Genomic DNA, 26,624 nt, shown 5'->3' with positions numbered 1-26,624 from the left:
TTTTAACTTCTAATAATTACGATTGTATGAATTTACAGGTTGTTATCAGTACACCAATAGTGTCTGTAGATTGGTTGCATAAACATCAAGAAGCCACAAATATTATCGTACTGGATGGTACAATTAATAAAGTTTTTAATACGTCCACTTACCAAATCCCTAAGGCGCGATTTTTCGATATAAAGAAACGTTTTAGTGATACCGGTAATGCATTTCCAAGTGCTTTCCCAACTATCGAACAATTTCAGAAAGAAGCCAGGTTGCTTGGTGTAAACCAAGATAGTGCTATTGTTGTGTACGATGATAAAGGTATTTATTCTAGTGCACGTGTTTGGTGGATGTTTAAGGCGTTTGGGTTTCATAATATTGCTGTTTTAAACGGTGGATTTCCAGAATGGCAAAAGGCAGGGTATCAGATTGAACCGATGACCGAGTATCGTGGTGTTCAAGGTAATTTTATGGGACAACTTAGCACTGAGCACATGAAATTTTTTGAAGATGTTGAGCAGGCTTCAAAACAAAAGACGCACACTATCATTGATGCAAGATCCTCTGGACGTTTTCAATGCGAAGTTGAGGAGCCTAGAACCGGACTTCGTATGGGTAACATCCCAAATTCCGTTAATTTGCCTTATACAGATCTTTTAGAGGATGGGTTGTTAAAGCCCAAAGTAGCATTAGAAAAAGCTTTTTATATGCTTGCAGAAAAGGGTGATGCTATTATTTTTTCTTGCGGATCTGGAATTACCGCATGCGTATTAGCTTTAGGAGCAACTATAGCAGGGTATCAAAATATATCGGTGTATGATGGCTCTTGGACAGAATGGGGCACTTTGGTAAAAGCTTAGTTATGGAAAAACTTTCAATAGATAGGATTATAAACAGGATAAAAAATGAGCAATGTTTTGAGGCTGTTGCTTTCGATTATTCGTTTACCATAAAAATAGAAAGCTATGTTCCCTATGCTTGTGCAGCGATTCATGATGGGCATCAATTTAGAAAAGAGCTTTGGGATAATTGCATACATACCGAGTATGAACGCTGGTATGAGGAGGATCCTAGAACGAAACAGATGGTACAATCCCATCCTATTGTAATTGCAGGTTGTGATTCTAGATTTGAATATGATTTGAATAGAGATCCCGATCATGCCGTTTTTGAAACCGCTTGGGGCAAGCAACTTTGGAATAAAGCATTACCTCTTTCCGTGAAAGAAAAGAGTTTACAAAAACATGCAAACTTCTATAAAGTAGTGTCTGCTCTTATCGAGGTTTTAGAACGAAAGTTTGGTTTGTGTGTTGTGTATGATATGCATAGCTACAACTGGAAACGTTGGGACAGGGAAGTACCTACCTGGAATTTAGGAACCATAAATGTTGATAATAATAGGTTTGGTGGTGTTATAGAAAATTGGCGGCAAAGTTTGTCTGAGATTATGTTTACCAATGGTATTAAATCCACTTCAAAAATAAATGACACTTTTATGGGTAATGGATATTTTTTGAAATACATAACAAATAACTTCAAAAATACTTTAGTTTTGGCGACCGAAATTGCAAAGGTATATTGCGATGAGCATGAGCAAATTATATTTCCTGAGATAGTTCATATTGTTGAAACCGAATTAAGAAATCGAATTCCAAAACATGCAATGGAGGTTTATAGTAAGTTTAAAAGTGAGACTTTATGAAGATTGAAAATAAAGCGGTTACAAAAGAACTATTGCAGATTGATAGGCATATTGATGCTTTAGTAAAGCAAATAGAACTTTTAAGTTATGTAAATCCAGTAAATATAGAAGAGCAAAAGGAACGTTTTTTTTCTTCCAAATACCTTAAAGCACCTTTATTTGAATATCCTAGTATCAATTTTGATAAATTTAAACTTCATAGGGAGTTATTTACGCAGCCCATTGAACTTATTGAAGATCCAGAGATTAAGAATTTATACGAAGATATTATTTATGCTTACTCTGGTTTGATACAGTGTATTGAAACCATTGGTGACGGTAAAAAGTTTTATTACAATTGTTTGCACTGTTTTGGGACACCAACCGAAAAAGATGTTGAAAACGCCAAGTTTATTCTTCATTTTGAAGATGAAAACAAAAGCCTGCCAGAGTTTCAACCAAAGTACTCTGCTACCGAGTCCGAGCAGTTTTTTAAGAATTATTCCCGAAAGTATGAGTTTACCTATGCCATTGAACAATCGGATAAAATAAGTGCTATAGCCATGGTTTTAAATAATATAAAAACCTTGGTGTTAAATTCTAATCACACGTTTTCAGATAATGAAATAGCCATTTTAACACATCATGAGATTGGCGTGCATATGGTAACTACCATGAATGGCATGTTGCATCCGTTAAAAATATTTTCTCATGGGTTCCCAAACAACGAAGAAACCCAAGAAGGTTTAGCTGTGTTCTCGGAATACATGAGTAATAACCTAACTGTAAAACGCTTAAAGGAGTTGGCTTACAGGGTGATTGCTGTAGATAGTTTAGCAAAAGGCTATAGCTTTTCACGAACCTTTAGGATGTTGCATAACCAATATGATTTAAATAGGGAGGAAGCTTTTTACATCACCGTTCGTGCGCATAGAGGCGGCGGATTTACAAAAGATTATTTGTACTTAACAGGTTTAAAAAAGGTATATGATTACTATCATGAAGGGAAAGATTTAAGTCTACTACTTACAGGGAAAGTGACTTTAGAATATACCAATGAAATCCAATCGCTTATTTATAAAGGTTTGGCGGTTCCTGCCAAGCATATCACAGATGCTTATGCAGAGAATAAAAATACGAACAAAAAAGTAGATTTTATTTTAAGAAGTTTGAAGTAGGTGCGATTTTTTAAGGCTTCGTTTAACGGTTTGGGCTATGGTTTCGTTACGGAATGGTACGCGAGTATCATTCCGCCGTAGCCATAAATTTAGCAAAAAGGCTTGAAATTCCGATTAGGAATTTCAGCCGTAATGAACTATAGCCGTTGTTGTAAGTAGTATTTATGCAGAAAGTAATTTTCTACTTTCTTCTGTGTCTCTTTGAGTCCACAATATATAATCAGCGTTTTTGGCTCTCAAAGCTTCCAGAAATTCCGTTTTAATTTCCTTTTCGACATCGTTAATTATTGCTACTGCGTTTACTTTTTTCTTCGTTATTTTTTCTCTTACAGGTTTTATATCGTCCCAAGAGAATAAGAAAGTAGGTAAATTGGATTTGTTAATTATATTGAAGGATTTGATTACAATTTCCTTATCCTTTTTTGCAATTTGAAAATCAAAATTAAATTCCAAGCCTGTTGTTCCTTTTGAAATAAAGTCAGGCGTGTAGATTATATCTTGGTTGTCCAAATAATTTCTAACGTCTTCTTTGAAAATTGATGCGACATTGTGTTTGGAAAGAACATACAGGTCGTTAATTTCAATTATCGCAGAAAGAAAATTGTGTTTGCATTGAGAGAAATTCTCAATATTTGCCTCAATAGTTAGTTCATCATTTTCCGAACGAATGCCATAATTAAGAAGAATTGTATCCAAAAGAGCTCTGCGTCTTTTTGAACCTTGGATATGTAATCCTTGTAGCTCAAGATTTGACATAGTTTCTCCATTGTCGCTTAACCTCAAATGTCCATTTTTCCTCTGGGCGTAAATTTCAATAGTGTCATTAAATGCACCTACAAAAGGCGTATTGATTAGAAACCAATCTGTGTCAGAGTCCTTTTGGATAAAGGTTTTTTCTCTTAACCAATTGTAATATTCATTTACATATGTGTTTACCCAGTTCAAAGTATTGCTTGTTGAATGTTAATTAGAGATTTTAAATTTATCTCACGAGCAAAGTTAAATATTAAATCGGATAAGTCAGCTGGTTGAGTTATGTCCTTTACTGGAAAATCTACATCAGTCAATGGAATTGCCCAAGCCAGAGGTTTATAACCCTCAACATAAATATGCATATGCGATTCAGTCGGTTTAAACCATTTATCAGCGTATGGTTTTAAGAATTCAGGCAGAGTAGGTAATATATTAGCAGGATTATGATGTCCACCTTTGTAGTCAATTCTTAAAAGTCCGATATATGAGTTGCTCTCCAAATGATGAATAGAAGTTTTAAGTATTATTTTTTGATTTGTTGTTATTTCCACCCAAAAATCATAGTCTGAATCTTGATGCGAAATTAATTCCAATCTGTTCTTCTTTTTGGACAAGTCAACAGTTTGGTTAGGGTCGATTAAAACCTTTTCCAAATTCAATAAATATTTCGCTTCTTGGTTAGTTAGCATTTTGTTTTAATATTACTTATAACTTCAATGATATACGTCCGTTTTAATGACTTATATCAAACGTTAAACGAAATTCGACAAATTTTCTGACAAAATCAAGTTTAAGGCGTCTAAAATTATTAGCATATAGGCACTATAAATTAATGTTTTTATAGCGTGGGTATTTTATACTATATGAGAATTTATAGGAGTTAGACTGATATGGAGAAATGGTAGTTTTCCAATTTAAAAGACCCTTTTTAGAATTGTAATCAGAAGTTCCAGTTTCTACATTATCTACTTTTATGTCTTTATGCTCACTAATAGGAACCCTATCAACAATAACTACATTTACAGCGGTCGATTTATTGTTTTTTATTTCTATTTCATAAGCTTTATCTAGCACTTTGCTATTTCCAATTAATGTGTTTTTTTTATAGTTATTGATTGGTTTTCTTTTGATCGCTACATTGGGGTCTACACCCAATGAAATGGTTAAGCTATCCGTTACTGCATAGGGATTAATTGTGGTGATGCCTGAATAGCTATCTTCAAAATATATATTCACTTCTCCTGGCAATAAATTATATTGTTGCCAATATCCAATTTTTGCTGTTAGGAACACATTTTCATTTATTATGGGTGCAGCGAAATAAGAAAAGGTAGCAGGTATACTATATTGGTCAATTTCAATAGCAGAAATATTACCGTCTGACGCTATTGTAGACTGTTTTTGAATTTCAAAATTAGTATTAGTAATACCTTCTGTAATGATATCACCTAAGGCGGTATAATTTTCTTTTTTTGTAGTAACAAGAATGACTCCGTTTGTGGCTCTACTTCCATAAATGTTTTTGGCTGTAACTCCCTCAAGAACTTCTATATCTGCTATCATGCCTGGATCTATATCTTTAAATTTATTTGAGTTCATAGGAATGCCGTCTACTATATATTGTGGTTCTTTATTAGATCTTATTGAAGAAGCTCCACGGATACTTACACCAGAAACAAGTTCTGCCAAAGCAGTATTTTCCGATGTTCCATAACCTGTAACAACAACTTCTTCCAACACTTCAAAGTCTTCTTTTAAGCTCAAATTAAGCACACTAGAATGTATAGGAATACTTTCAGTTCTATAACCTACATAAGATACTTCAAGTTCTTTACCACCATTAGGACTTATATTGAAAACACCATCAAAGTCCGTTATCACACCATTTGCAGTTCCTTTTATAATAACATTAGCTCCTGGAAGAGGCGTGCCCGATTCATCTGTTATAATGCCACTAATATGTTTTATATAGGGATTGTATTTGTAATTATAGCTTTTAGTAGCGTTTTCACTTTTGTAATTATTGTTTCGGCTTGTAAAGTTCAGATATTTTGAATTTACATCTGGCTTTATGTTATTCGTATTTGGATCGCTAGTTGATAGGGTGAGTTTAATATTATCCCAGTCGACACCTGTGTTTTGATACACATGGGCTTTATAATATAGATCAAGAGGCGTACTAATATTTTTTGCTTTTAAATCATAACTAGGAAACCAACCAGCATTATTAACATTGTATTTTATGACCAGATTAAGTTGCTTACTTATCTTGGTATTTAGTTTTAATTTTATTTCTCCTGTTTGAATTTTATCATCAATGTTTAATGCTTCTAATTGCTTATTGATTTTGTTAATTTGCTTGTCATAGTCTTTCTTCTTCTTTAAAGCTACATAAATAAGTCCATTTACTTCTGTTGTGCGTGCACTGTAATAGGATGTAAATTTTCGAAGTTTTTCAAGATTTACAACTTCATTGGCGTTGCCTAGCAATCTATTTTCTTTTAAAATAAGTAATTCTTCTTCATATCCCGACATTTTATTTTGTTCAAGTTGGATGGCATCATTTAATCTTTCTAAGTCGTTTTGAAGCTTTACAATATTTTCAGATTTATCCAGTGCTGTTAAATGATTGATGGCATAATTTATAGATAAAACAGATGTATTATCTAGCCCCGAAATTTGAATGCTATTTTCCTGTATATATGGAGATAATTTAACAAACGAAAATTCAGAAGTGCCTGCAGTTATAGAGATTTTGGCCAATCGCGTGATTTGAGCGCCATCAACAAATACAGTTACAGTTTTAATTGAAGACGGAGTGGGATTCGTATTAGCCCGTGTCATTGAGACACATAAAAGAAAAAAGATAATGGCGTATTTCATGATTGGTTATTTAAAGTTTAGTTAAAACTATAACGAATCAGCATACTGTACTATGAAGAATGCGTGATATATGCCCTTAAATGAGTTAGCGTATGTTTTGGACTAGTTTAGGGTGTAATTCAATCCAAAAACTTACTTGTTAATTCTGGTGTAGGTATCATACACGATTCTTTTTTTCCAAACCATTTGTATCTGTTTTTAGCGATAAAGTCGTAAACTACGTTCCTTAAAAAAGCAGGAAGTATTAAAAAAACAGCTAGCATATTTATTGGGAAGTTTAAGTTTTGAGCAATTTTCAATGCAGCTGAGCTTTTGTAGGTAATATCATTAGTTTTTGGGCTGTATAGAAGAATAGAATCAGTTTTAGCGGTGTCTATATTAAAGGTTTTAATAAGAGCCTGACCTGTTTTTCCTTGTAAAGGTGCAAAACGAAAATGTTGTTGTTTATCATGCTTAATGATAAATTGTATACTGCTATTGCATAAGTTACATACGCCGTCAAATAAGACAAGATGCTTATCTTTTTCAATATCAATTTTCATATTACAAAGATAATGCTTTATAAAGTGTTTAAAAACTCAGTTAAATCTGTGCTTTTGTCTAATTGCAGTTTCTTTTTTAAGCGATATTTACTTTTTAAAACACTTTCAGGTAGTACGTTGAGCATAGATGCTATCTCCTTAGTAGAAAGGTTCATTCGTAAAAAAGAGGCAAGCCTTATTTCTTTTTCAGAAATATCTGTATGAATGGCTTTTAGCTTGTTGTCAAAGTTATTATGAACTTCAGAAAAGTAAGACTTGAATACTTCCCAATCTTTATCCTCTGCACTTTCCTTTTTCAAAAGCATAACAAGACGCCTAAACTCAATTTTAAACAATTCTGGTGATTTTTTGATTCTTTCGAGATTTTCTTTTAACTCTTGAATAAAGGTGTTTTTTTGTACTAAATGAAGTGTTTGAGAGGTCAATTCTTTCTTTTTGAATGCAATTTCCTGTTTATAGATGGCTTCTTGTTTTTCTCTAGCTATTTTGTTTTTCTTAATGCGTTGTTTGAACCCGAAATAGAGTAGACCGGAAATGGTGAAGAATGATAGCATACCAATACCATAAAGAGTCTTGGTAAGTTTATCGTTTTTCGCTTGTACATTAAGTGTTTTTATTTCTTCTTTTTGAAGAGCAATGGCTGCTTCTTTTTTTTCGGTTTGGTATTTGATTTCTAACTCGTTAATCTGTTCAATTTTCTCTTTTTTGAAAACAGAGTCGTATTTTTGAAAATGAAGTTCACTGTATTCATAGGCCTTGTTATAGTTGCCAAGGGCAGCATAAGTTTTTGCAATCTGCTGATAGTTGTTTAAACCTCTTGTAAGTGTACCTGCTTCTATAGAAATAGCAGACGCATTTTTAAAATGATTTAATGCTTTTTTGAAGTCCCCTTCCTTAAAGTAGACATTTCCTAGATTTTTAGTAGTAAGACCAACCATTTGTTTTTCACCATAATGTTTACTTAATTCTAAAGATTCTTTCAAGTATTTTTTAGCCTTGTTTAAACTATCTTGCTTTAAATATACACCTCCAATTGAATTTAGATTTTTTGCTATTTGTAGATGGTTTTTTTCTTTTCTAAACTGTTCTAATGATTTAAAATAATATTCAAGTGCTTTATCATAGTTTTTTAATTCATCTTGATTAACTCCAATATTGTGAAGAATTTGACTGCTAAAGGTTTCCATGCCGGCTTCTTTCAATATTGAATACGCCTTTAAATAATATTCATCGGAAGCCTCGAAATTATCTAGCTCGGCAAGTAAATTGCCTATGTTAACGTAACTAGCTGCTAGTCCAAAACCAGTAACACCAAGCTCTTCTTTTATAGCCAAAGATTCCATATGCGATTCCATAGACTCTTCTAATTTACCTAAATATTTTTGTGCAATTCCAAGTACATTCAACGCCTTGTATAACGGCTGTTTAAGGTTCAATTCTCTATGGAGTTTAATGGCTTTAATATTATATGCCTCTGCTTTGTGGTAGTCTGAAATATAATAGTAATAGTATCCTAATCTACTTAGAGCTAAAGAATTAAATTTTTTTTCATCTAATTGATTGGCAATTAGAACTAGACTGTCTAAATAGGTTTTAGAAAGGTCAGTATCGGTTTTTAGCAAAAGCCTGTTTAGAGCTCCGTATGATTTTAGTTTGACTGTGTCTTTTTGAATTGGAAGCAATTGTTTGATGCTGTCAATTTTTTTTTCGCTTTGACTATGAAGAAATGACGAAATGCAAAGAAAACTGTAGAGGTAAATTGTTTTCATAGAAAATGTTATAGACTATTTAAGAATGTATTAAGGTCGTCTTCTTTAGTAAGATTGAGTTTCTTTTTAAGCCTGTATTTACTCTTTAAAACACTTTCAGGTAAGACGTTAAGCATGGAAGCGATTTCCTTAGTAGAAAGGTTCATTCTTAAAAAAGAGGCAAGCCTGATTTCTTTCTCCGTAATGTCGGCATAAATCGTCTTTAGCTTATTGTCAAAATTATTGTGTACTTCAGAGAAGTACGATTTAAAGATTTCCCAGTCTTTGTCTTCAGCTTTTTCTTTTTTAAGGAGCATTACCAGTCTTCTGAACTCCACCTTAAACAATTCCGGCGATTTCTTTATTTTTTCTAAGTTTTCTTTGAGTTCTTGAATAAACGTGTTTTTTTGAACTAAATGAAGAGTTTGAGAAGCCAACTCTTTCTTTTTAAATGCAATTTCCTGTTTATAGATGGCTTCTTGTTTTTCTCTAGCTATTTTGTTTTTCTTAATGCGTTGTTTAAACCCAAAATAGAGTAGGCCAGAAATGGTAAAGAATGATAGCATACCAATACCATAAAGTGTTTTGGTAAGTCTATCGTTTTTTGCTTGTATATTAAGCGTTTTAATTTCTTCATCTTGTAAAGCAATTTGAGTTTCTTTTTTTTCTGTTTCATAAATGGTTTTTAGTTCCTGAATTTGTTGAAATTTCTTTGCATTAAATAGGCTATCACTTATTGTTTGATAGAGCTTTAAGAATTTTAAGGATTCACTATTGCTGTTTAGATTTTCAAGAATTTTTGAATGTTGTTTATATGAATCTGCTAGATGAGATGATGCTCCAATTGAATTAGAAATTTCAATAGCTTTTTTGTTGTACTTTAAGCTTCGGGTAAAATTTTTAAAATCATATTCGGTTTTTGATAAACTGTAGTAAGCATTAATAGCAGCAATTTTTATATTTTCCTTTACTGCTATATCTTTTGCAAGTGTTAGTGTTTTTTCTGCTCTATGTAGATTATTTTGAATACGTTCTAACTCACCTAAATTGCAAAGACCATTTGTTAATGCTAGATTGTCTGAGCTTTTTTTCGCATTGATAATCGCTAAATTAAAATAGTTTTGAGCGCTTTTAAAATCATTTAAATTTTGGTATGAACTACCTAATGAATTGTAGGTGTAAGCCATATAAAAGGCTTCATCAAATTTTTTGTAAGTTTCTAAGGCTTCCTTAAAATATTTTATAGAAGAATTATAGTTTTCTAAATTACTTTCAATGTCGCCAATTTGCTTTAAGACGTCAGCTTTTCTGGTCTCATGGTTTATCTTTTCAAAGCAATCTAAAGCTTTTAGAGCATAAATTAACGCTATTTTAAAGTCAGCTTTTTCTATATAAATACCAGACAAGGCACTATACTGGGCTCCAATAAATTTAGTTTTTGCATCACCTTCTTTTTCATGTTCTTTTATTAACTCAATGTTGTCTTTTGTAATGATTATGGCTTCGTCTAAATTTCCAATGGTGCTTTCTATTGATGATAAAGAGTGGTTGATAAATATAATTCCTCTAATATTGTTAGCTTCAGTAAAGTAATGCTTAGCTATTTTATAATAATGTAATGCCGAATCGTTTTGACTTTTATTAAAATAATAATCTGCAATATGCATATTGCCAAGGGCGATGCCTCTATGATATTTTATTTTCTTTGATATTTCTAGCTCTTTTTCGGCATAAGATTTTGCTTCTTTGGGTTTGGAAAACATTAGTTTTTCATGCAGCCTTGTTAAAATAGCTACTTTAATAGAGTCATCTTGTTTTCTTGATTTTAATTCCATTTTAAGGCTGTCTATATATTTTTGGTTTTGACAAAATGAAATGTTATTAATAAAAACAATGAGGATTAAAGAGGAAAGAACTTTCATTAGATTGAAATTTTAGCTACAACTAAGATAGCTATTAAAAAGACACAAAAGGATTTCATGACAAATGGGGGTCATAGTTTAAGAACAGGTTTGTCCAAGTTTTTTAGCATGATTGAACTCTAGCTAGCTATTTTAATTTTCTGATTATCATTTATTTATATCTTCATGTTGATTCGAAAATAAATGTGGTGTCCATATGTAAAAATCTTTGCTTGTCCATACTTTGTCCATACGCTAAATTAGTATTCATTCGTTTTACTTTCTAAGTTTGAAATGTTGAATCTCAAAATCATTAGAAATTATGAAAACACAGCTATTAACATTTCGATTATTCTATTTTGCCGCTTTATTTGTTTTTTTAGCATGCAGTGAAGAAAGTGTAGAAGACCCTGAACCAAAAACTTTGCCTAAAGTAAGTGGTGAGGCTAAAGATATTTCAGATTGGATATCTAATTTAGCTTATGACTCAAATTCGCTTCTTAATGTTAAAGATACAGGAGGCGCTCCTACAGAGCGAACATTAAAAAATGAAAAAAACACCAATTCGTCTGCATCTTTGGGCTATTATCAGTCTTGTAATATTAAAGATTTTAGCTTAGAATCGAATTTTGAGGACGTTGCCATACTAAGACCAACAAATGGTGTAATATGGCCAGGAGCCCTTGTAATAGGCAATAATGAAATGCTGGACGGTATGCCTACGCCAATCACGTTGGGAAGATCGCCAGTAAAATTACGTATTGATTTACCGGGAATTGGTGATAACGGAAATTTGGAAATTGAAAACCCATCAAATTCTACAGTACAAACTGGTATAGATAATGCTTTAGAGTGGTGGAATGCCAATGCCTATCAAGAGGGATATGTGAATGCTTCAAATTCGAGTTATCAAGCAAACACATCTTATTCTTCAAAGCAGCTTAGTTTAGATGTTGGGTTGAATATTGAATGGGCTACAGGTTCAGTGGCATCGCAGTTAGAATACGAAAGTAGTACTGTAAAACGAGTTGCAGCAATGGTATATAAACAGGTGTTTTATACTGTGACTATGGATACACCAAAAGAACCAGGTAGTGTATTTGGACCAGATGTAACACTTAGTCAGGTTGAAAAAGCAGCGACCGCAACTGCGCCTCCGGCTTATATTAATTCGGTTTCTTACGGTCGAATTATTATGTTCAGATTAGAAACTACAGATATGCGAAAATCTATAGACTTAGATGCGGTACTTGAATATGCAGGAGGTGTATCAGGCACAGGAACTGTAAATTCTGAATATGATGAGGTGTTAAAAAATTCTAGTATTACAGTAGTAACTATAGGAGGTAATGCCGAAGTGGCTTCTGAAGCTGTTACTGCCACAGGACCAGGGTCTTTAAATAAAATTATTACAGGAAAGAATGCTGTATATAGCAGAGATAATCCAGGAGTGCCTATAGCGTACACAATTAGATATCTAAAGGATAATCGATTTGCTAAAATGGGCTACTCTACAGATTATAAAATTGAAGATTGCGGCAGGAAAGAGTATCAGCATAAAAACGCTTATTTAGATAATAATATAACTAATGAGGTTAAGTTTAGATTTTCCTATAAGAAAAAAGGATCTCAAACTGTGGCTTATACCAATTGGAAAAAGGTAAAAAAGAATGACGCTCCGGCGGCAATTAAACCACCAAGTGGAGCTCATGATGTGCGTGTGCAATTCCAGTATTGGGATTTAACTTGGAAATACCTTGGAGAGTTTAATTTAGGCTATATTTCTAAAGAAAAAAACTATGAAGCTTATTGTTCAAAGAAAAACATTATTGGAATTTGTACGCAGCTCTCGGTGCGTTCTAAGTAAGATTTAATACTTTTTTTATGCAGCCAATACCTAAAGTTGTAGATTCAACAACTTGGTGTTGGCTGTTACTTTTTTATGGCTTCAACCAGTTCAAGTTGATCTATGCTTACACTAGTAGTAAACATGCCATAATTGACTACGGCCTTATTTTTTTCAATCTTATCGACAGTCCCAATGGCACGCCCATCTTCCATTCTTACACGATCACCTAGTTTTATTATGGCCTTTGGTTTTGGTGCCTCGATAGCTTTTTTCTTTTCTTCTTTCTTCTTTTTTCTTATAACCTCTACTTTTTTCTTGACCTCTTGCTGAACTTGCTTCTCTTTTACTTTTTCAGCTTTCTTTTGTTTGGCTGATATTTTTTTTCGTTTAGAATTCTCTATTTGAACCAGTTTAAAAAGTTCACCCATTAACTGGCGTTTTTGTTTGTTTTCAAAATATTTTTCAGCTATTTCATTGACTTTCTGTCCTAAATAAATTAAGCGCTGATTACTATCATAAAGCTCTTGATAGCTTTCCAATTTCTTTTGGATTTTATTGTTAATTTCTTCAAGCCTATCGGTTTCTTCAATCTTTTTCTTTTCATTTTGTTTTAAAGATTGGCCCGTTTTTTCTAATCTTGAACGTTCTTTTTGGAGCTTAGCAATGGTTGCATCAAAACGCACTTTACTACGTTCAATCTTCTTTTTTGCTCTATTAATTAAGCTATAAGGAATACCGTTTTTTTGAGCGACTTCAAAAGTAAAGCTGCTTCCAGCTTGTCCAACTACTAGTTTAAATAAAGGCTCAAGAGTGCGCTCATCAAAAAGCATATTGGCATTAACCATATGTGGTAATTCGTTTGCTAGTATTTTTAAGTTAGAGTAATGCGTGGTTATAATACCAAATGCTTCTCTGTGATAAAATTCCTCAAGAAAGGTTTCTGCTAACGCCCCACCAAGCTCAGGGTCTGATCCTGTTCCAAATTCGTCAATTAAAAAGAGCGTATTCTTATTGCATTTCTTTAAAAAGTAATTCATCTGCTTTAAACGGTAGCTGTAGGTACTTAAATGATTTTCAATAGACTGGTTGTCGCCAATATCGCTTAAAATTCTATCAAATAAACAAACTTTACTACGTTCATGAACTGGAATAAGCATACCGCTTTGCAGCATGACTTGCAAAAGACCAATAGTTTTTAGGGTAATGCTTTTACCACCTGCGTTAGGACCAGAAATAACGATAATTCGGCTTCCTTGTTCTAAAGTTATGGTTTGAGGGAATGTTTTTTCGTTCTTTTCTAAATTATTTAAATACAATAAAGGGTGATAGGCCTCTCTCAAATACATGCTCTTTTCTTCAGAAAATTTAGGAAGAATAGCATGCATGGATCTGCCGTATTTAGCTTTGGCTGAAATAACATCTATATCAATCAAAAAATCTTGGTAATTGATTAATAAAGGTAAAAACGGACGAATAAAATTTGTAGTTTCCTTGAGAATTCGAATAACTTCTTCATGTTCTTCATACTCCAAGTTATTGAGCTCTCTAGTGTGTTGAAGCGTAGTTTCTGGCTCTATGTATACAATGCTCCCTGTTTTACTACCTCCCATTATGGCGCCTTTTACCTTACGTCTGTACATGGCTTTTACGGCAAGAACACGTTTGTTGTCCACTACAGATTCTCTAATATCATCCAAATAGTCTAGGCCATGGTACATGTTTAGTGCAGCGCTGAAACTAGCATTAATTTTGCCTTTTACTTTATTAATATCTTGCCTTAGGCTAAGTAGTAACTCTGAGGCTTGGTCTTTAATATCTCCAAAACGATCAACAATACTATCTACTTTTTCTATAAGTATTTTAGTGACTTCTATATGCGAAGAAAATTCATAAAGACTAGGGTAGTACTCTTTAAATTTTTCTAAGAACCGAATTAGGTCGTTGACCGTAGTAGACATAGCTACTATTTTCTTTAGACCATGAACCTCTAAATACGTATTTTCAATGTTTAAAAGTTTAATCTCTTTGGAAATAGTGTCGAAACCATGGTTTGGTATGCGGTTGTCATTTTCGAAAGATGAAATGTATTCATTAGTAAGCCCTAATTCAAACAATAATTTCTCTTTTGATTTAAGTGGGGCTATGGTTAAAGTTTTTTCATACCCTAAAGGAGTGATACAATGCGCGCTCAATTGTTCAAGTACGGTTGGAAACTCTAAATCTTGTAATGTTTTTTTATGGATGTTAATCATGCTTTTTAGGGCTGCTAATATTCAAGAATCGCAAAGTTAATCATTCTGATGCAGAAGTTTTACTATGATAAGAGCTTCTTAATAATTAGTTAATTAACAATTATAAGCACTTGTTTAACAAAACACTAACATCTGTGGGCGTTTTTTCTCTATACCTTCATCATTCAAACAACAAACTATAAAACCATGACTTTTAAAATCACTACTCTTTTAGTGTGTTTTGTATTATGCCTAAGCTATAATGCAGATGCCCAATTAAAAACTCCGCAAGCCAGTCCGAAAGCCAAGGTTTCTCAAGAAGTTGGGATTTCTCATTTAACCATTAAGTATTCAAGACCAAGTGTAAACGACCGCGAAATTTGGGGTGCCTTAGTGCCTTATGGCATGAATAATTTAGGTTTTGGAACCGCTAAAGAATCACCCTGGAGAGCAGGAGCTAATGAGAATACCATTATTGTTTTTTCCGATGATGCTATGGTTGAAGGAAAGTCAATTAAAGCTGGAAAATATGGGTTTCATATTATTGTAAATGAAGATGATACCGCAACGTTAATTTTTTCAAATAATAATACATCTTGGGGTAGTTACTTCTATGATTCAGATGAAGATGCGCTTAGGGTAGATATCAAGACAAAAGATGTTTTACATACAGAACTGCTTACATATTCGTTTATTGCTGCAGATGCGAATTCCACTACGGTTTCTTTAGATTGGGAAAAGAAACGATTTCCCTTTAAAATAGAATTTGATGTTCCAAATATTACACTGGCCAGTTTTAGAGAGCAGTTTCGAGGTCAGGCAGGATTTCAACGACAAAATTGGGAAACAGCTGCAAACTATGCACTTAACAATGGTGGAGATTTAAGCGAAGCTTTAGGCTGGATAAATGGAGCTATTGAGGGACAGTTTTTTAGTCAAAAAAACTTTAATAATTTACAGATTAAATCTCAAATATTAGCCAAGCAAGGCAAAAAGAGCGAAGCAGATGCGATTATGCAAGAGGCATTAAATTATGCCACTATATTTCAGGTGCATCAATATGGAAGGACGCTTATAGCGAATGGCGAAAAAGACAAAGCTCTGGAGGTTTTTAAAATGAATGCTAAAAATAATAAAGATACATGGCCCGTACATTATGGAATGGCAAGGGCTTATTCTGCACAAGGTAATTATTCAAAAGCATTATCGCATTTAACAAAAGCTTTAAATAATGCGCCTAATGAAGCGTCAAGGGGGAGGGTGCAGGCAAACATTGATAAACTTAAAAACAATCAAGACATTAATTAAACCGTCAACATCAATCAAACTTCAATCAGTTAAAAGCCCGGGCTATTTATTAGTTTGGGTTTTTTAGCTTATATAATTCCATATGTTTTTGTATTTACTTAACTGTTTGTAAGTATGCATAATAACACTATTTTTTTCTAGTGTTAATTGAGGATCCGTTTTTAAAATGTTTTTGGCGTGATAACGGGCGTACTGAAGTATGTGACTATCTTTCATAAGGTCTGCTATTTTTAAATTTAACACCCCGCTTTGTTGGGTTCCCATAATATCTCCTGGACCGCGTAATTTTAAATCTGCTTCTGCAATTTTAAAGCCGTCATTAGTTTTTACCATAGTCTCTAAGCGCGTTTTACTATCATTACTCAATTTATATCCTGTCATTAAAATACAGTAACTTTGCTCTACACCACGGCCAACACGTCCTCGCAATTGATGCAGTTGTGATAGCCCAAAACGTTCTGCGCTTTCAATAATCATAACTGATGCATTAGGAACATTTACACCAACTTCTATAACGGTGGTAGCTACCATGATTTGTGTTTCTCCTTTTATAAATCGCTGCATTTCATAGTCTTTGTCTTCAGGTTTCATTTTACCATGCACAATAGATATTTGATAATCAGGCATAGGGAAGTCGCGAGATAAGCTTTCGTAACCGTCCATAAGGTCTTTGTAATCCATTTTCTCACTCTCTTGAATTAAGGGGTATACTACATAAACTTGTCGTCCTTTGCTTATTTCGTCTTTAATAAAGCGAAATACGTTTAGGCGGTTTTTGTCATAGCGATGTACTGTTTTTATAGCTTTTCGTCCGGGAGGTAACTCGTTAATAACAGAAATATCGAGGTCTCCATAAACCGACATGGCTAAGGTTCTGGGTATGGGTGTGGCAGTCATTACTAAAATATGTGGAGGCGACGTGTTTTTGTGCCATAATTTACTTCTTTGAGCCACACCAAAACGATGTTGTTCATCGATTATGGCTAAGCCTAAATTTTTAAATTTAACCTTGTCTTCAAGTAGGGCATGGGTGCCAATTAGTATCTGTAGCTCTCCATTCTCAAGAGATTCGTGAATTTCTTTTCTTATTGAAGTTTTAGTTGATCCTGTGAGTATTTTTATATTGATATTGAGGTGTTTACACCATTCCTCTAATCCATTAAAGTGTTGAACTGACAAAATTTCAGTTGGCGCCATTAAACAAGCTTGGAAACCGTTGTCAAGTGCTATGAGCATTGACATAAACGCCACTATAGTCTTTCCAGATCCCACATCGCCTTGTAAAAGTCTATTCATCTGTGCATGACTTCCAAGATCTGCCCTAATTTCTTTCAAAACACGTTTCTGGGCATTGGTTAATTCGAAAGGCAATTCATCTTTAAAAAAGCTATTAAAATATGCCCCAACCCGTTCAAAAGGAAACCCTTTTATTTTTGATTTACGAGACAGGTTTTTTATAATTAGTTGCAGCTGAATATAAAATAGTTCTTCAAATTTTAGTCTAAATTGTGCGCTGGCCAATAGTTCTTGACTCTTAGGAAAATGAATATTTAGGAGTGCTTGTTGTTTATTGATTAGCTTTAATTCTGAACGTAAGTTATCTGGAAGTGTTTCAGAGAACTTCCCTCCAGCAGCCATAAATAGTTGCTGCATAATATGGCACAAGGCTTTATTGGTTATGCCTTTATTTATTAGTTTTTCTGTTGAGGGATACACTGGCTGCATGGCAGAACGCACATTTTTTTCATGGGTTTCCAGCAACTCCAATTCGGGATGTACCATATTGTATTTACCATTAAACCAATTAACTTTCCCAAAAGCAACATAAGGTTTATTTAGTTTTATGGCATCTCTTATCCATTTATGACCTCTAAACCACACCAACTCCATAGTACCTGTATCGTCTTGAAAGTTAGCCACCAGGCGTTTTCCACGTTTTTGAGTGACTTCTTTAAAAGCTGTTATTTTTCCAATAATTTGAAAATCTGCAGACGTTCGTTGCAGCTGGTTAATTTTATAGTATTTAGTTCTATCAATATACCTGTTAGGGAATAAATTTATGAGGTCTTGATAGGTATGAATACCAAGTTCTTTTCTTAACAAATCAGCCCTATTAGGACCAACGCCCTTAAGGTAATCAATAGGTGTTTGTAGGTTGATAGACATAAGGCGAATTTAAGTAAAACGATTAAAAAAAGATAGTCTTAGTTGTATTCTTAATATTTCAAACATTTAGGAACATTCTTAATGCCATAAACTAAATCGCCTTTGGAAATATAGAAATCCTTTAAAATTTAGCAATTTATTCTAATTCAATGGTTAAATTTGGCATTCTTAAAAAGTAAAAAGCCTATTTGGAGATGAGAAAATTAAACGAATTTATATGGGAAACACATGGTATTCATGCGGGTACTGAGCAAGATCATGTAAAACATGGTATTGATAAGCTTGAAGATATTATTGATAAAGCCATTGAAGCAGGTAACCCTAGCATTACGTTTATAATTCACTCGCCTCGTTTAACTAATTTTAGATACACGGCAGAGCGCGACACTAATGTGAAGTTTATTCGAGGTAATAGATCTTATATAAATTATCCCAAACGCATTGCTAATCTCAGGAAGCAATATGAAGGGCGTATTAATATTAAGTTTGGGGTTGAGCTTGAGTGGATGGGACCTGGACTTGGTTTGCAATGGAGTCGATCTAAAATTTTTCAAGCAGAAGATGCCGATTACGTGATTGGTTCTGTACATTTTGCTCCAGAAGGTTTACCATACGATGGCTCTAAAGAGGAGGCTGAGGAGTTGCTCAAACTTCGAGGAAGTTTAGAGGCCTATTGGGATGGCTATTTCAATGAAATGATTCAAATGATTGAAAGTTTTGGAGATATGATTCAAATTATTGGTCATATTGATTTGCCTAAACTAAATGTTGATATGCCTGAGGCGCTTATAAATTTTGAGACAAGTTCACACCCCTTGGCAAACAAGTTTAGGACGCTTTTAGAGCTTATCGCCGATCGCAATTTGTCGTTAGACGTTAATATGGCTGGAAAATTTAAAGGTGTTGGGGTTTATCCTATTCAAAGTATTCTAAAACGAGCTAATGAGCTTCAAATTCCTGTTTGTGTTGGTACCGATACGCATCATGTCAAGTATTATGGTCTTAATTATAAAGAGAGTTTGGAGTATATTCAGAAAGCAGGATATGAGAGTTATGTGAGTTATTCTAAATTAATTCCAGAAAACAGAACCATTTATGACGACCATGAATTAAAGGTGAAGTATACCGTTTTAAATAAAGGGATTGAATTGTTAAACCAACGCTTAAATGAATCTGAACGTCGAATAATTCCAGATTTTTCATTTGGAGGATCGTTCCTCGAATTTGTTGATTTATATAAAAATTCAACAGGAATGGGAGACTATAACGCCATTAGAATTCGTAAATGGGGCAAATCTATAACGGTTACAAACGAGGTGCCCAAAGCCTCTAAAAAGATTGTTAATGGGTTGTTTTCGGAACATCTCGATAAACCAGGGGTCATGTCATCTTTGTTTAATACACTAGCTTCTGAAGGGATTAATGTAGAAACAGCGAGGCTAAAATCTAATAAAGATGGTACTGCAACGGCCTTTTTATCCATTGACTCTGATAATGGTAATGTAAAGAGTGCCATTGATTTTATTAATGGAACGGATGCGGGCTTGTTTACTAATTTAAGTTATAAGGAAAATGAGGTTTTGCCTAATCATAACAGGGAAGGGGTTTATTTACTTGAGATGGATGGTGTTCGTTTAAACCTGGCACTAAGTGAAAAGGTAATTTTAACGAAACACCATAATGCACCGGGGGTCCTTCTTATTTTATTATCTGCCTTGGCTTCTAAAAATATTAATATAATCGATTTAAGGTTGGGTAAATTAAATGAAACTGGCTATTCCGCTATAGCTGTTAATGGCGATTCTAATATTATTAAAAACCTTTTAACTAAACTTGGGGAACAATATTATGAAGCCAATTTAATAGAGTTTCATAGTTTTTAACTATCCTGAAAATACATGATTTAAAAACACGTTTACTAAAATAATAAGCGTTTTTTTTTTTTTTAAACCTTGGACTAAACCCTAAGATTTTCTACTTTGTATGTGTCTTTTGAGCTATACGATCTATGAACACATTTTCTTCTTTTATTGCTGCATTTCTGTTTTTGTTTAACCTGCAAGCTCAGCAAGTTCATAATATTGATTTTCAATCTGTCCAAGCAAGTATTAGTTTTGGAGATGTTGTAAAGAATGAAGTTCTAGGAAGTGTAAAGTACTATTTTAAGGTGCTTAAAGATGTGGATTCTGTTTATTTGGATGGACAAAACTTAACTTATTCAAAAATATTATTAAAAAAAATTGGTGAAGCTACAGACTATCAAATAGCTGATTTACAGTATATAAACACTGCGAAACATTTAGTTATTTATAATGCTTTCAAAAAAGAAGATGTCTTTCAACTCGAAATATCTTATTCGGGAACTCCTCAAAAAGCACTTTATTTTATTGACTGGGAGTATTCCTCAGGAAACAGGCAAATATGGACACAAGGTCAAGGAAAATATACCAGCAGTTGGTTCCCTTCAATAGATGACATGAATGAAAAAATGGAGTTTGATATAGCCATTACATTTAATAAGGATTATGAAGTTATTGCCAATGGAAAACTTGCTAAAAAGCAACTGGAGGATTCTACAATAACTTGGTACTATGATATGAAGCAGCCTATGTCAAGTTACTTATTAGCCTTGGCCATTGGGAAGTACAATAAAAAAGTTATAGTTTCTAATAGTGGCGTGCCTTTAGAGATGTATTATTATCCAGAAGATTCTTTAAAATTTGAGCCTACATACCGGTATACAAAGGAAGTGTTTGATTTTTTAGAAGACGAAATAGGAGTCCCTTATCCTTGGCAAAATTATAAAATGGTGCCTGTAAAGGATTTTTTATATGCCGGAATGGAAAATACCAGTATGAATATTTATTCTGATGCATTTGTAATAGATTCTATAGCTTTTACCGATAAGAATTTTGTGAATATCAATGCGCATGAATTGGCCCATCAATGGTTTGGCGACCTAGTTACTGAAACATCAGGAACACACCATTGGTTGCAGGAGGGATTTGCTACATATTATGCATTGTTAGCTGAGAAAGAAATTTTTGGAGAAGACTACTATTATTGGAGACTTTACCAATATGCTCAAGAATTATTAGAGCAAGATAAAGCTGGTCAAAGTACAGCCTTGCTTAATCCTAAGTCTAGTAGTACTACGTTTTATAAAAAAGGTGCCTGGGCACTACATATGTTGAGAAATTATGTTGGAGATATGGCGTTTAGAAAAGGGGTGCGTAGTTATCTTAAAAAGCATCAGTTTAAAAATGTAGAAACGTCCGATTTTATTACTGAAATAGAAAGTGCCAGTAAAAAAGACTTATCCAAGTTTGTTGCTAACTGGTTAGCGATAGATAGTTTTTATTATGATGCTTGCATGAAGATCCTAGAAGAGCACTCAAAAGCTATTAAACAGTTCAGTGTCCTTAGTAAGGAGATAAAATTATCGTCTCAATCTCCGAATAAAGTCGCAAACACGTTTTTTGAACATGCTAGTTATGTAGAAGTTAAAGCCAGGCTATTTTCTAAGAGCATAATAAAATTAGTAGATGATTATACGCTCTTTAAAAAGGCCTTATCTATTCATGATATTAAATTACGTCAAGCTATAGCTAAAAGTTTGTCCAATATTCCCAGTAGCTTAAAAAAAGACTATGAATCTTTGTTGTTTGATAAGTCTTATGAAACCATCGAGGCAGCCTTGTTCAATCTTTGGAGAAGCTTTCCTCAGGATAGGAAACAATATTTAGATAAAACAAAAAGCCTACAGGGATTCCGCAATAAGAATATACGCCTACTGTGGTTAGTATTAGCTCTGATAACAGAAGACTATGATGTTGATAAGAAACACACTTATTATAACGAGTTAATAGAATATTCAAGCCCTAAATACGGTTTTGAAATTAGAATGAATGCGTTTCAGTATTTAAAGGAGATTCAAGCCTGTAACGATGATTGTAAAGCGCATTTAAAGCAGGCAACTGCGCATCATAATTGGCAGTTTAAAAAGTTTGCGAAAGCCTTATTAAAAGACTAAGTTTTTTAAATATTACTTAGTATATTTACTAGTAAAAGGAATCATTTGAAAGCACTAGTAATTTCGGGAGGTGGTAGCAAAGGCGCATATGCGGGGGGTGTCGCTCAGTATTTAATAGAACAAGAGGGCAAAGATTACGATATGTTTTTAGGAACCTCTACAGGGAGCTTATTAATACCACATCTTGCTGCTGGTAAAATTGATAAAATCCATCGCGTTTTTACAAATGTTAATCAAAGAAATATTTTTAGTGTAAACCCATTTGTTGTTAGAAAAAAGGGAAATAGGGAGTATGTGTCTATTGATTTTTTAAATTCTTTATGGCAGTTTATAAAAATGAAACGCACCTTCGGAGAGAGCAGAGCATTAAAGCGGTATTTGAAAAAACACTTTACTTACGAAGAATTTAAGCAGATTAAAACTACTAAACATGATGTTGTAGTGACGGTTTCAAATCTCTCTAAAAACAATGTAGAATATAAATCTATTAATGATTTTAACTATGATGAATTTTGCGATTGGATTTGGATTTCCTGTAATTATATTCCTTTTATGTCTTTGGTAAAAAAAAATGGACATGAATATGCCGATGGTGCTTTTGGTTGTGTAGTTCCAATTAGGGAAGCTATTTTAAGAGGAGCGACCGAGGTTGATGCCATTATCCTAGAGTCAGAAAATATGCAGTATAACAAGGTTTTAGGAAAAAACCCCTATTCCTTGATGATTAATTTATTCGGGCACCTGCTAGATCAAGTAGAGCGCAGTGATATTGTAATAGGTAAGTTAGCTGCAAAAAATAGAGATGTAAAACTCAATTTGTTTTATACCCCATCCAAGCTCACAGAGAACTCTCTAATTTTTAATAAAAAATTAATGACTTCTTGGTGGCAGCAAGGCTATTTCTATGCAAAAAAGAAATGTCAAGAGGCAAGTTCTAATGAACTACGTCTGGATTAGATTTACCAAATTTCTGAAACTTCTTCTTTTATAAATGCTAAGGCGGCATCGCTAGGAGAGCGACGTTCCATCATTTCTGTAAGTATAACTTCTCGTAATTTGTTAGAGCTATCAACTTTCTCAGACATGTTAGCCTTTCTTATAAGTTGAATTGTAGCGTTTTTTGCGGTTGTAATAATATTCCAACATTTATCACTAATGTAAATTTGTTGTGATAGGTTATGCTCATATTCTTGTTCTATACTTTGAATAAGGAGCGCTTCATAATCTCCTTTATTAGCAGAAGTAGGTGTTATTCTTATAAGTAATTTAGATGGTGAAATACGTTCTAAAAACAAGGCCATTCGTTCATAGGCTTGTAACCTAAGAGGCATGGCATTAACTTGCAGGTCTTTCTTGAGTAAAAAACGGCGTCTACCATCTTCATTTTTTGTGTGCTCTTTAAAAAAGTAAAACGCAATAAGTCCTGTAATTAGCGATGGTATTGCAAATAAAAATAAATCAATGATTCGGGAGGTTTCCATAAATGTTTAAAAGCTTAGGTTTTATCTGGATGATTGCCCAAATATAAACATTCTTTTAAACTCTGCATACCCTTAAAAGGCACAGGTGTTTTAATGTAATTATAAGTATGTTCAATGGTTTTTGATAAGTGATGATCATCTACATTCATTTCAATATCGGTCATAGTAAACTGGCAAGGGTGTTCATGACCCGCCGCATGCGTAATTTCAATAAATTCTTTCCTAAAAGTTTTGAAATATTGAGCCAATCGCTCAGATTTTAAAGTGGGATCAATCCCATTTTGCAGCCATTTATTTTGGGTAGCTACTCCTGCAGGGCAACGATTGGTGTGACATACTTGAGCTTGAATACAACCAATACTCATCATGGCTTCTCTAGCTACATTAATGCAGTCTACGCCCATGGCAAAAGCCATGGCTGCTTTGGCCGGAAAACCAAGTTTACCACTACCAATAAATACAACACGCTGTTCAAGTTCTTTTCTTTTAAATAATCTGTAAATATCACTAAAGCCGTAAACCCATGGTAGAGATACATGATCAGCAAAACTAGGAGGGGCTGCTCCTGTGCCACCTTCACCACCATCAATAGTAATAAAATCAGGGCCTTTTCCTGTTTTTTGCATAAGATCAGTAAGTTCTTCCCATTGATCTAATTTGCCAATAGCTGCTTTAATTCCTACTGGCAGGCCTGTAGCTTCTGCAATTTTTTCAATAAAGCCAAGCATTTCTGGAACGTTAGTAAAGGCCTTATGATTGGGAGGCGATAATACATCTTTACCAATTTCAACACCTCTAATTTCGGCAATTTCTTTGGTTATTTTAGCGCCAGGTAGTACACCACCTTTTCCAGGTTTAGCACCTTGAGAAAGCTTAATTTCAATGGCTCTTATAAAGGGGTTTTTATTAACAAGGGCCACAAGTTTTTCCATTGAAAACCCACCATCGTCAGAGCGAACTCCAAAATAACCTGTGCCAAAGTGAAAAATAACATCACCTCCATAGCTGTGGTAGGGCGATAATCCACCTTCACCGGTATTGTGGTAGGCCCCCGCAATTTTAACCCCTTTATTTAGGGACTCAATAGCCTTAGCCGATAGTGAACCAAAGCTCATAGCAGAAACATTAATTACGGAAGCGGGTCGAAACGGTCTTTTTCGATTATTATAAGCTCCCATAACTTTGGCGCAAGGCAAAAACGTTTTATCTACGTGGTTAGGATGATTTTCTGGTAGTTGAAATGGCATCATGGCATTATTAATAAAAATATGTTGATGCGCATAAATGTCTCTGTCTGTGCCAAACCCCTCGTAGTTGTTTTCTTTTTTTGCCGATGCATATATCCAGCTTCTCTCAATCCTATTGAAAGGAAGCTCCTCTCGATTATTAGCCACAAAATATTGGCGCATTTCTGGACCAATACTTTCTAGCCAGTATCTTAAGTGTCCAATTATTGGGAAATTATGACTAATGGTATGTGCTTTTTGAATAAAAACATCTCTTACAGCAACAAGCACTAAAAAGATGAGTATCCAACCCCACCAAGCAATATTAGATAATATGTCCGTCATAAATTATTGGTTTAAAAAATCAAAAGTCATTTGCGTAAAAACTTTAACACCCGTAATTAACCCACTTTCGTCAATGGTAAAATCTGGTGTATGATGTGGGTAAAATTTTTTGTTACCAGGGGTCATACCTCCAAGAAAAAAATAAAACCCAGGGATTTCTTTTTGAAAATATGAAAAATCTTCGCCTCCTGTGGTGGCTTTTCTAATTCTAACATTTTCTTTTCCAACAACTTTTTCTAGAGAAGGAAGCATTTTGTCTACCAAGTTACTGTCGTTAAAGGTAATGGCTGTTTGTTCTTCAACTTGCAATGATGCTTCGCCACCATAGGCAGTAGCAACGTTTGTGCATATCGATTCCATGCGTTCTATTATTAAGGTACGCATGTTGGGGTCTAAGGTTCTTATGGTTCCAATAAATTCGGTTGTTTCAGGGATAATATTGAATCGTGTACCTGCTGTAATTTTCCCAACACTTATTACGGCTGCTTCGTCCACCAATTTTGTGTTTCTGCTAATAATACTTTGAAACCCATCAATAATTTTTGCAGAAATTAAAATAGGATCAACTCCTTGCCAGGGGCGTCCACCATGGGTCTGCTTTCCTTTAACTTGTACAATAAATCTATCAACCGCTGCCATAGTACCGCCTTTTTTGTAATGAATGGTGCCTACTTCATAGTTGGATCTTATATGCAGCCCAAAGATGGCATCTACATTAGGATTTTTTAGCACGCCTTCTTTAATCATAAGGGGGGCACCACCCTCTTCTCCTGGAGGAGGACCCTCTTCGGCAGGTTGAAATATAAACTTTACCGTTCCGTTAATCTTGTTTTTGTTTTGCGCTAATATTTCGGCTACACCCATTAAAATGGCAGTATGCGTGTCATGACCACAGGCGTGCATAACCCCAGTTTCTGTATTTAGAAACGTAGTCTTTACTTCTGATTTAAAAGGTAGGCTATTCCGTTCGGTAACAGGTAGTGCATCAATATCTGCACGCAGGGCAATAACTTTACCCGGTTGCGCCCCTTTTAATAGTCCAACAACGCCAGTTTTGGCAACGCCTGTTTCAACCTCCAAACCTAAGGATTTTAGATGGCTAGCAATTTTTTCGGCCGTTTTATACTCTCTGTTTGATAACTCTGGATTTTGATGAAAGTGCCGGCGCCAAGCTATAACTTTAGGTTCAATATCTATAAATTGCTGTTCGAGCGTAGACTGAGAAAATACAGGCCATATTCCGAAGCAAACAAAGCCAAATAAAAGGTTTTTCATTAAAAATGATTTTTCAAGCTTAAAGATATTTAAAAT

Annotated in this window: 19 protein-coding genes; 8 read left to right on the top strand and 11 right to left on the bottom strand. The window is 34.1% G+C overall.

Annotated features, from left to right (window positions below):
• Positions 1 to 26 precede the first annotated feature (26 nt).
• From E5D58_RS07410 to E5D58_RS07400, 3 genes are read left to right on the top strand one after another with little or no spacing between them, the layout of a single operon-like run.
• Positions 27 to 848 carry a sulfurtransferase gene (locus tag E5D58_RS07410; protein ID WP_235835864.1) on the top strand — a complete coding sequence of 274 codons (822 nt, stop codon included), beginning with the start codon at positions 27 to 29 and terminating at the stop codon, positions 846 to 848.
• A gap of 2 nt (positions 849 to 850) precedes the next feature.
• Positions 851 to 1,690 (top strand): N-formylglutamate amidohydrolase, encoded by an 840-nt coding sequence (locus tag E5D58_RS07405; RefSeq protein ID WP_136481214.1) that lies wholly within the window; start codon positions 851 to 853, stop codon positions 1,688 to 1,690.
• Positions 1,687 to 2,847, top strand: a complete 1,161-nt coding sequence (locus tag E5D58_RS07400; protein WP_168796654.1) for a flavohemoglobin expression-modulating QEGLA motif protein — start codon at positions 1,687 to 1,689, stop codon at positions 2,845 to 2,847. The genes E5D58_RS07405 and E5D58_RS07400 overlap by 4 nt, the downstream gene beginning before the upstream one ends.
• Positions 2,848 to 3,009: 162 nt before the next feature.
• Here the strand turns inward: E5D58_RS07400 and E5D58_RS07395 are convergent, their stop codons facing one another.
• From E5D58_RS07395 to E5D58_RS07370, 6 genes are all read right to left on the bottom strand, one after another.
• A complete protein-coding gene (locus E5D58_RS07395; RefSeq protein ID WP_136481213.1) occupies positions 3,010 to 3,792 on the bottom strand; it encodes a DUF1828 domain-containing protein in 783 nt (260 codons plus the stop codon).
• A complete protein-coding gene (locus E5D58_RS07390; protein WP_136481212.1) occupies positions 3,789 to 4,289 on the bottom strand; it encodes a DUF6978 family protein in 501 nt (166 codons plus the stop codon). The genes E5D58_RS07395 and E5D58_RS07390 overlap by 4 nt, the downstream gene beginning before the upstream one ends.
• Before the next feature lie 133 nt (positions 4,290 to 4,422).
• Complete coding sequence (locus E5D58_RS07385; RefSeq protein WP_136481211.1) at positions 4,423 to 6,483, bottom strand: DUF4139 domain-containing protein; 2,061 nt, start codon at positions 6,481 to 6,483, stop codon at positions 4,423 to 4,425.
• A gap of 119 nt (positions 6,484 to 6,602) precedes the next feature.
• Positions 6,603 to 7,025 carry a thiol-disulfide oxidoreductase DCC family protein gene (locus E5D58_RS07380; RefSeq protein ID WP_136481210.1) on the bottom strand — a complete coding sequence of 141 codons (423 nt, stop codon included), beginning with the start codon at positions 7,023 to 7,025 and terminating at the stop codon, positions 6,603 to 6,605.
• A gap of 17 nt (positions 7,026 to 7,042) precedes the next feature.
• Positions 7,043 to 8,794 (bottom strand): tetratricopeptide repeat protein, encoded by a 1,752-nt coding sequence (locus E5D58_RS07375; protein ID WP_136481209.1) that lies wholly within the window; start codon positions 8,792 to 8,794, stop codon positions 7,043 to 7,045.
• 8 nt (positions 8,795 to 8,802) lie between these two features.
• Positions 8,803 to 10,608 (bottom strand): tetratricopeptide repeat protein, encoded by a 1,806-nt coding sequence (locus tag E5D58_RS07370; protein ID WP_168796653.1) that lies wholly within the window; start codon positions 10,606 to 10,608, stop codon positions 8,803 to 8,805.
• 388 nt (positions 10,609 to 10,996) lie between these two features.
• Here E5D58_RS07370 and E5D58_RS07365 point away from each other — a divergent pair, with 388 nt between their 5' ends.
• Positions 10,997 to 12,541 carry a thiol-activated cytolysin family protein gene (locus E5D58_RS07365; protein WP_136481207.1) on the top strand — a complete coding sequence of 515 codons (1,545 nt, stop codon included), beginning with the start codon at positions 10,997 to 10,999 and terminating at the stop codon, positions 12,539 to 12,541.
• Positions 12,542 to 12,606: 65 nt separating this feature from the next.
• Here the strand turns inward: E5D58_RS07365 and E5D58_RS07360 are convergent, their stop codons facing one another.
• Positions 12,607 to 14,775: an endonuclease MutS2 gene (locus E5D58_RS07360; RefSeq protein WP_136481206.1), complete on the bottom strand. Its 2,169-nt coding sequence runs from the start codon at positions 14,773 to 14,775 to the stop codon at positions 12,607 to 12,609.
• A gap of 186 nt (positions 14,776 to 14,961) precedes the next feature.
• Here E5D58_RS07360 and E5D58_RS07355 point away from each other — a divergent pair, with 186 nt between their 5' ends.
• Positions 14,962 to 16,062: a DUF2911 domain-containing protein gene (locus tag E5D58_RS07355; protein ID WP_136481205.1), complete on the top strand. Its 1,101-nt coding sequence runs from the start codon at positions 14,962 to 14,964 to the stop codon at positions 16,060 to 16,062.
• 63 nt (positions 16,063 to 16,125) lie between these two features.
• Here E5D58_RS07355 and recG read toward each other — a convergent pair whose 3' ends face one another.
• Entirely contained in the window at positions 16,126 to 18,228 is a 2,103-nt protein-coding gene (gene recG / locus E5D58_RS07350; RefSeq protein ID WP_136481204.1) for an ATP-dependent DNA helicase RecG, read from the bottom strand.
• Positions 18,229 to 18,422: 194 nt separating this feature from the next.
• Here recG and E5D58_RS07345 point away from each other — a divergent pair, with 194 nt between their 5' ends.
• The 3 genes from E5D58_RS07345 to E5D58_RS07335 all read left to right on the top strand — a co-directional run bounded on the left by E5D58_RS07345 (position 18,423) and on the right by E5D58_RS07335 (position 23,218).
• Positions 18,423 to 20,111 carry a histidinol-phosphatase HisJ family protein gene (locus E5D58_RS07345; protein WP_136481203.1) on the top strand — a complete coding sequence of 563 codons (1,689 nt, stop codon included), beginning with the start codon at positions 18,423 to 18,425 and terminating at the stop codon, positions 20,109 to 20,111.
• A gap of 125 nt (positions 20,112 to 20,236) precedes the next feature.
• Positions 20,237 to 22,261, top strand: a complete 2,025-nt coding sequence (locus tag E5D58_RS07340; protein ID WP_136481202.1) for a M1 family metallopeptidase — start codon at positions 20,237 to 20,239, stop codon at positions 22,259 to 22,261.
• 45 nt (positions 22,262 to 22,306) lie between these two features.
• Entirely contained in the window at positions 22,307 to 23,218 is a 912-nt protein-coding gene (locus tag E5D58_RS07335) for a patatin-like phospholipase family protein (RefSeq protein WP_136481201.1), read from the top strand.
• Positions 23,219 to 23,220: 2 nt separating this feature from the next.
• On the opposite strand, the gene E5D58_RS07330 is transcribed toward E5D58_RS07335, so the two are convergent.
• The 3 genes from E5D58_RS07330 to E5D58_RS07320 are packed head-to-tail and all read right to left on the bottom strand — an operon-like array spanning position 23,221 to position 26,588.
• Complete coding sequence (locus E5D58_RS07330) at positions 23,221 to 23,742, bottom strand: DUF7935 family protein (RefSeq protein ID WP_136481200.1); 522 nt, start codon at positions 23,740 to 23,742, stop codon at positions 23,221 to 23,223.
• A 14-nt stretch (positions 23,743 to 23,756) separates the two neighbouring features.
• On the bottom strand, positions 23,757 to 25,313 hold the full coding sequence (locus E5D58_RS07325; RefSeq protein ID WP_136481199.1) for an FMN-binding glutamate synthase family protein: 1,557 nt from the start codon (positions 25,311 to 25,313) through the stop codon (positions 23,757 to 23,759).
• A 3-nt stretch (positions 25,314 to 25,316) separates the two neighbouring features.
• Positions 25,317 to 26,588 carry an amidohydrolase gene (locus E5D58_RS07320; protein WP_136481198.1) on the bottom strand — a complete coding sequence of 424 codons (1,272 nt, stop codon included), beginning with the start codon at positions 26,586 to 26,588 and terminating at the stop codon, positions 25,317 to 25,319.
• Positions 26,589 to 26,624: the final 36 nt, after the last annotated feature.

The sequence above is a fragment of the Cognatitamlana onchidii genome (assembly GCF_004804355.1).
GTDB classification, from domain to species: Bacteria; Bacteroidota; Bacteroidia; order Flavobacteriales; family Flavobacteriaceae; genus Cognatitamlana; species Cognatitamlana onchidii.
Note: the sequence above shows the minus strand (reverse complement) of the source record. Positions and strands in the feature narration are given on the sequence as shown.